This is a genomic window from Galbibacter sp. (genome assembly GCF_035306585.1).
Lineage (GTDB): Bacteria > Bacteroidota > Bacteroidia > Flavobacteriales > Flavobacteriaceae > Galbibacter.
This window is the reverse complement of the sequence record NZ_DATGNU010000110.1, coordinates 1-7,542: the sequence shown is the minus strand read 5'-3', so window position 1 is coordinate 7,542 and position 7,542 is coordinate 1. Positions and strand designations below refer to the sequence as shown.

General features: G+C 38.0%; 5 protein-coding genes and 1 pseudogene. 2 read left to right on the top strand and 4 right to left on the bottom strand.

Annotation, left to right across the window (positions count from 1 at the left end):
* The 3 genes and pseudogenes from VKY50_RS10325 to VKY50_RS10315 form a co-directional block, all read right to left on the bottom strand.
* A pseudogene (locus tag VKY50_RS10325) lies at window positions 1–483 on the bottom strand (OmpA family protein); the annotation flags it as partial.
* 109 nt (window positions 484–592) lie between these two features.
* On the bottom strand, window positions 593–1,786 hold the full coding sequence (kbl, locus tag VKY50_RS10320; RefSeq protein ID WP_324301537.1) for a glycine C-acetyltransferase: 1,194 nt from the start codon (window positions 1,784–1,786) through the stop codon (window positions 593–595).
* Between the two features lie 128 nt (window positions 1,787–1,914).
* Window positions 1,915–5,049: a UvrD-helicase domain-containing protein gene (locus VKY50_RS10315; protein WP_324301535.1), complete on the bottom strand. Its 3,135-nt coding sequence runs from the start codon at window positions 5,047–5,049 to the stop codon at window positions 1,915–1,917.
* A 122-nt stretch (window positions 5,050–5,171) separates the two neighbouring features.
* On the opposite strand from VKY50_RS10315, the gene VKY50_RS10310 reads away from it, so the two are divergent.
* Both VKY50_RS10310 and VKY50_RS10305 read left to right on the top strand, forming a co-directional pair.
* Window positions 5,172–5,780, top strand: a complete 609-nt coding sequence (locus VKY50_RS10310; RefSeq protein WP_324301533.1) for a superoxide dismutase — start codon at window positions 5,172–5,174, stop codon at window positions 5,778–5,780.
* A gap of 144 nt (window positions 5,781–5,924) precedes the next feature.
* Window positions 5,925–6,932 (top strand): LLM class flavin-dependent oxidoreductase, encoded by a 1,008-nt coding sequence (locus VKY50_RS10305; RefSeq protein ID WP_324301531.1) that lies wholly within the window; start codon window positions 5,925–5,927, stop codon window positions 6,930–6,932.
* A gap of 118 nt (window positions 6,933–7,050) precedes the next feature.
* Here the strand turns inward: VKY50_RS10305 and VKY50_RS10300 are convergent.
* Window positions 7,051–7,542, bottom strand: a 492-nt coding sequence (locus VKY50_RS10300; protein ID WP_324301529.1) for a 3-keto-disaccharide hydrolase, incomplete at its 5' end; no start/stop codon positions are given.

Sequence of the window (7,542 nt, the reverse complement as noted above, 5' to 3'; positions counted from 1 at the left end):
ACCTAAGTTTTCAGTAAACCAAACATTGAAACCAACACCTCCGTTAAGAGTACCAGCTCCAATCTCATCTAACCAAGTGTAACCACCTCCGATTTCAACAAAAGGATCGAAAACAGTTCCTTGAACAAAATTGTACTTGATTGTACCGTCAACACCGTAGTAAGATAGGTCATCTACACCAGTGTCTCCTAGTTTGTCAATTTTGTTAAGTGACCCACGAACTCCTAAAGAGATTCCACTTCCTACATATTTAGAAACAGATACGTAAGAAATAGATGGTAGAATGTTCCAGTGATCACTCGCGTTGAAATACTCGTCAAACCAAGCCTCTGAAGCATATGGTCTATCAGAATTTGTAGGGTAAGCATCAACTGCATTTACCCCAAAACTGATCTGCCATGGATTGTTCTGGTCTTGAGCATTCATGTTGCTAATCCCCACAAATAGGAACGCAGCAACTAGTAATTTGCTAAGATGTTTCATGTTCAATTATTTAATTTTAAGTGTTAATTTAATGACAAATGTAAGTTGTTACAACTTATTAACAAAAACAAATATATAATTTTTTAGTTAAAATGAAAAGTGTAATGCTCTAAACTACCCCAAGACTTTTACCAACCTCAGTGAATGCTTGTATTGCTCTATCCAAGTGTTCACGGGTGTGAGCAGCGGATAACTGAACTCTAATTCGTGCTTTTCCATGTGGCACTACTGGATAGAAAAAACCTATAACATAGATACCTTTTTTAAGAAGTTCATCGGCCATAGTCTGCGATAATTGTGCGTCATAGAGCATTACTGGTACAATCGCAGCGTCACCATCGATGATATCGAAGCCTGCTTTTTTTATACCTTCTTTGAAATAGCTAGTGTTTTCCCCTAGTTTATCTCTAAGGGCAGTGTCGTTGGATAACATCTCAAATACTTTTAGAGACGCCCCGACAATACTTGGTGCTAAGGAGTTTGAGAATAAGTATGGTCTGGATCGTTGCCTAAGAATTTCAATGATTTCTTTTTTGGCGGTGGTATATCCTCCCATGGCGCCTCCAAGGGCTTTTCCAAGGGTTCCAGTAATAATGTCAATTCGATCCAATACGCCTTTCTCTTCAAGGGTGCCTCTACCGGTTTCTCCAATAAAACCTGCAGCATGACATTCATCGATCATCACTAAAGCATCATATTTTTCTGCCAAATCACATATTTTATCCAATGGTGCCAATAGGCCATCCATGGAAAACACTCCATCTGTAACAATGATTTTAAATCGCGCTTGATCCTCATTTGCTTGGATGAGTTGCTTCTCCAAGTCGTTCATGTCATTGTTTTGATAGCGGTAACGTTTGGCCTTGCATAATCGCACGCCATCGATGATGGAGGCGTGATTTAAGGAGTCGGATATAATAGCGTCTTCTGCGGTTAGTAATGGTTCAAAAACTCCTCCATTTGCGTCAAATGCTGCGGCGTATAGGATGGTGTCTTCTTGATTGTAAAAATCAGCTATCTTTTGTTCTAATTTTTTATGAATATCTTGGGTACCACAGATGAAACGTACTGAAGACATTCCAAAACCATGGGTGTCCATAGTGTCTTTTGCCGCTTGGATTACTTCTGGATGGGAGGAAAGCCCAAGATAATTATTGGCGCAGAAATTTAATACTGTTTCACCAGTGCTTATCGTTATTTCAGCATCCTGAGGGGAGGTAATGATACGTTCCTTTTTATAAAGACCCGCCTGTTTAATCGCTTCGAGTTCGTTCTCTAAGTGTTGTTGGATTTTACCGTACATCAGTTCTAAATTATTAGTTATAATTCACAAAGTTATGTGATAATTGTTCATCACGACAATCTCAGTCAATAAAATTTCGATTTATTTTTGTTTTGAAAGAATTAAGATATAAAACGTTAATTTTAAGATTACGTTTCAAGTATTTTTATTTCTTCATTGATGTAAACTATCAATTTTCTTTCGACTTCATAACCGATCTGTCGAAGAGCACTGGCGTATGTTTCAATTTGAATACGGTGCTGTGGTGAATGACTTCCAGTTTTGTAATCTATGATGTGGGCTGTATTTCCTTGGATCATAAAACGATCGGGTCTTAAAATAACCCCTTCCTGGGTGTATAGATCGCGCTCGATATAAATTTCGTAGGAGTCAGTGAAAAATGTCTTTAATTTAGGATTGTCGACTAATTCTAACAAATATTTGACTACTTGGTCTTTGTCGTTTTCATTCAGGAGGCCATTGTTTATAGCTGTAGATACTGTGGCATCAATATCCTTTTGGTGTATGATTTTCGACAGTAGAAAGTGGTATAAATTACCTCGATCTATTGCCTTTTCTAGTGCGGTACCCCAAAGTGATCCGGCTTTTGTGACGATTTCAAAAGAATTATTCCAAGATATTTTACTGTGAAAGGGGATCAATTCACCAACCTCCTTCATTGTTTTATTCTTCTTCGAGACCCGCCTTGGTTCTCCAATGCTAAAATGTGAAGAAGAGTCGCTCCAGAGCCCTAAGTGTTTTAGGTAACTGATAAAAAGCCCTGCAAAGGTTTTGGTGTTGGCTCCCTTGTCATTGACATCCCTATTACACACTACATAAAGCTGCTCAACAGCCCTTGTAAGGGTTACATATAATAAGTTGTAGTTGTCGAGTTTTAAAACTTCTTTGGTTTGTGTAATTAATTCAGTCCCGAGTTCACTAGAGGATTCAATGGTGCTTATCTGATCGAATAACGCAAATGGGATGCCGTAGAGCTGCTGGTCTACTGGCAGCCAAGTTGGTTCATTCCGCAGACGCTGTGTATCGGTATTGGCATATGGGAAAATCACCACAGGAAACTCAAGCCCTTTGGATTTGTGAATGCTAAGAATACGGACCGCATCGGAGTCCTCTGGTGCAGCCAAGCTTAAATGTTCCTTGTTTTGATCCCAATAGGCTAAGAAGTAGCTTAAACTTCCATTGTTTTTTTGAGTGAAATTTAATACCTCATCTAAAAAGAATTGCAAGTAAGCATCTGATGGTGCAGCTAATTTAAACTGCGCTATAGCATATTCAACTGCAGTATATAATGGTAATTCCAAAAAGGTCTCTTCTTTGAAATTGTACTGCTCGAATACAGCACTTAGGTCCGAAAGATTGTTTTGGATAAAACGATGCACATCTTCTGTTGTTTGTCTCTCGGCTAAATAGAGTAATATTTGATAGTTTATCTCCAGGTCTTGTGGGGTGATAAGATGCTGTAGTACCTTCACTAGAAAAGCAATCTTTCTATTGTTATTCAGTAGTAAGCTTTCTGAGGATATAATTGGGATGCCCTGCTGAGTCAAATAATCAGCCAAAGAGAATCCATCTTGGTTCTTGCGCGTAATAATACAGATATCTCCAAATTCAAACCCTTGCTTTTTAACTTGTGTTATAATCTCCTTGGTTTTTAAATGGTAGAGATCATCTTCGGATTCTTTGTTCTTAGTTTGGTCAATAAAGTCAAAGCTTAAATATCCTCCTTTTTTATCATTTTTATGCTGTGAACTGTAATGTTCAAATAATGCTCTATAAGTAGGATGTTCTAAATGTTCGGCAATGAACTTGAAGAAACCATTGTTGAAATGGATAACCTCGTCATAACTGCGATAGTTTTTTGGTAAATTTTTTACTGTTTTTTGCGCTTGAAAAGGACTTTCTACTTGCTCATTATACAGGTCAATGAATTGTTCTGCTTTTCCTCCTCGCCAGCGATAAATGGCTTGTTTTGCGTCCCCTACTATAAGGATGGATCCTGTATCGCCATTGGGCAACGCTGACTCAAGAGCATTGGAGACCAAGGGTTTTAAATTTTCCCATTGTAAGACAGAGGTATCCTGAAATTCATCGATGAAATAATGCTTGTATTTCTCTCCCAACCGCTCATAGATAAAAGGCGCTGGTTGATCAGCAATGGTGTTGGATATGAGTTTGTTAAACTCCGAAATCAGTAAAATGTTTTTCTCTTCTTTGATGTTGTTGAGTTCAGCATTGATTGCATTGAGTAATGATAATGGAATTAGGTTTTTATGAAAATTCTTTAAGTAAAAAATCTGGACGACAGCATTTTTTAAACCTTTAACAACTTGTGAAATTTGTGGTTGTGTCTGGTCTAAAAATGCCGCTTTATCGGGTTGGCTATTTTTAAATTTTTTAGCATATAGTGGGGCTGTATCAATGTTATTAAACCATGCAGTGTTCCATGCATTTTCAAAATCCTTTGCAGCAATTTTTTTTACCCGATTGTAGAGTGATCCCCGATTAAATCCTGAAGCATCAATTCCTTCAGATGAAAAAAGGGCTATTAATTCCTTTGCCGATTTGGAAGTTTGAACTTCGAGGGTTTCGATTTGCTTGCGTAATTTTTCTCCTAAGTTACTAAAGAAGGCTAGTGGTTTGTCTTCAAGAAGTTTTATATACCGTGCGTGATCTTCTTTGGATAAAAGTTCTGCGATTTCCCTTAAGTCTCTAGAAATATCCCAACTTTTATCTTGGTCTGCTTTTAATAGGGCGTAGTGAACAAGCACCTTGGTGAGGTCTTTATCCGTACCTGCTTTGTAAATTAAATTATCGACTGCTTCGGCGAGCAAGGCTTTTTCGTCAAGAGAGACTTCAAAATTGGTGGATAACTTTAAATCAAAGGCAAAGGTTCTTATTAGTCTATGGTTGAATTTATCGATGGTAAGGATATCGAAAAAGGCATAATTAAACAGAATTCGATGAAGTATTCTATTGGCTCTCTGATGTAGCTCCACCGCATCTAGTTGTAATTCCTCTTGCAGATCAATGAAAATAGAAGAGGGCTCTTCTAAGATTTCTTCTTTTGAAAATTCATACAGGTTATTAAGGATCCTTTCTTTCATTTCATTCACCGCCTTATTGGTGAAGGTAATAGCGAGAATCTGCTTAAAACTATCCAGATGTTTTCTGCTTAACAGAATAGATAAATAGCTTTTGACCAGGCTATACGTCTTGCCTGATCCAGCGGAGGCATTGTAAATTTGAAAAAAGGCAGGTCTCAAATCTTTAGTTTATTGCAAAATAAGAAATCTCTATGGGTTCTTAACAAATATTTGATGAGATTTCATTTGAATTTGCTTAAATTTGAGAAACGATATATTTATTAACTAAAAAATACAAAAAAATGGCTTTTGATTTACCAAAATTACCATATGCGTATGATGCTTTAGAACCACATTTAGATGCGCGTACTATGGAGATCCACCATACAAAACACCATCAAGGATATACTTCTAAGCTAAATGCTGCTATTGAAGGTACAAACTTGGATGGAAAATCGATTGAAGATATCTTATCAGGTTTAGATATGAGCAATGGAGCCGTTAGAAATAACGGTGGTGGTTTTTACAACCACAGTTTGTTCTGGGAAATTATGTCTCCAGAAGGTGGAGGAAAACCATCAGGAGAATTGGCTGCTGCTATTGACAGTGCGTTCGGATCTTTCGATAAATTTCAGGAAGAATTTGCAGCTGCTGCAGGGTCACGCTTCGGATCTGGATGGGCATGGTTATGTGTTCATAAAGGTGGAAAACTAGAAGTTTGCTCAACGCCAAACCAAGATAACCCACTCATGCCAGATACTGGATGTGAAGGGCAACCTATTCTTGGACTTGATGTTTGGGAACATGCTTATTATTTAAATTATCAAAACAGACGTCCAGATTATATCTCGGCTTTCTTTAATGTGATCAATTGGGATAAAGTTTCTCAACTGTACGCACAAGGGAAATAATCAACTGTCTCAACATATCTTAAAGGTCACTCTGTAAAGGGGTGGCTTTTTTGTTTTTAGTAGTAAGGAATTACTTTAATTACCAATTTGGCTTTCTTGTAAGTAAAACAACTTTACTTCGTCCACTTACTAAAAAGATTTGTTATGTCAAACCAAGGCGTATTTGCCAATACTCAATTTTCAGTTTTAGATTTAGTACCAATTGCATTGGGAAATTCAAACTTACAATCCATGCAAAACAGCTTGGATTTAGCAAGAAATGTAGAAAAACTTGGATACAAGAGATTTTGGGTATCCGAACATCATAATACAGATACCTTAGTGAGTTCAGCCACTGTTGTATTGTTAGGCTATTTGGCCCAGGGAACTTCCACTATCCGAATCGGTTCTGGGGGAGTGATGCTTCCAAATCACGCTCCTTTGATAGTAGCGGAGCAATTTGGAACTTTAGAAACACTTTTTCCAAATCGTATTGATCTGGGTCTTGGTCGTGCACCTGGAACAGATCAAATTACAGCACATGCCCTAAGGAGAGGAAAGCAAGAAAGTGTTCAAGATTTCCCAAATGACATCGATGAACTGCAAATGTATTTTTCAGCAGAAAATCAAGATGGCCGGGTGCGCGCAATTCCTGGAGAGGGATTGGATATTCCTATCTACTTGTTAGGGTCAAGCACATTTAGCGCACAGTTAGCCGCTAAGAAGGGGCTGCCGTATGCTTTTGCGAGTCACTTTGCGCCGACACATCTTATGGAGGCTTTGGATTTATATAAAACTGGTTTTACGGCTTCTAAATATTTGGATAAACCCTATGCTATGGCTTGTGTAAATGTATTTGTTGCAGATACGGATAAAGAAGCGGAATACTTAGCTAGTAGTTTTTATCAAATGGCCTTGGGTATCATTACCAACAAAAGAGAACCCTTACAGCCACCGGTTGAAGACATGGATGAAATCTGGAATTACCAGCAGCAGGCCATGGTGAACAATATGATGTATTTTACCTTTAAAGGAACCAAACAAACCGTCGAAAGAGAATTAGGTGAATTTGTAAAGTCGACTGGGGTTGATGAAATTATAGTTACTTCTCATATCTACGATCACAAGGCAAGAATAAAATCCTATAAGCTGCTTAGTGAATTGTTCAACTAAGCGTAGATAAGACATCCTAAACGATAAACACCACTGTCACTTATATAAGTGGCAGTGGTGTTTAAAACCGTTTTCTAATCAGAAAAACAAATCGGTTAAATCCGAATTCTACTTTAGACTAATCTAAAGGACGAACCCATATGTTTCGGTAACTTACTCTACTATTGTCACCGTGATCTTGTAAGCTCAATGGCGCTTTACCATGGGCTTCATTTTTAGGCCAACCGATATAAGGAGTAGTTCCTTTGATTTCAGTATGATCTTGAATGACTACGCCATTTTGGATAACCGTTATTGTAGCTGATTTTATTTTACCTCCTAATTCATTAAACTCAGGAGCGTGATAAATAATATCATAAGTATTCCACTGTCCAGTTGGAACTGAAGCCATCGCAAGGGTCGTACCTTGTTTGTAAATGGTTCCTACCTGCCCATTGGTGTAAGTAGGGTTATCATTGTTGTCAAGGATCTGAACTTCATAGCGATTTTGTAGAAAAACACCACTATTCGCACGACTCTGTCCCTCTCCCTGCACTTCTTCAGGAGACTTCCATTCCAGGTGTAGCTGTATGCTTCCAAATTCTTCTTTGGTCTGAATATCACCTGTTCT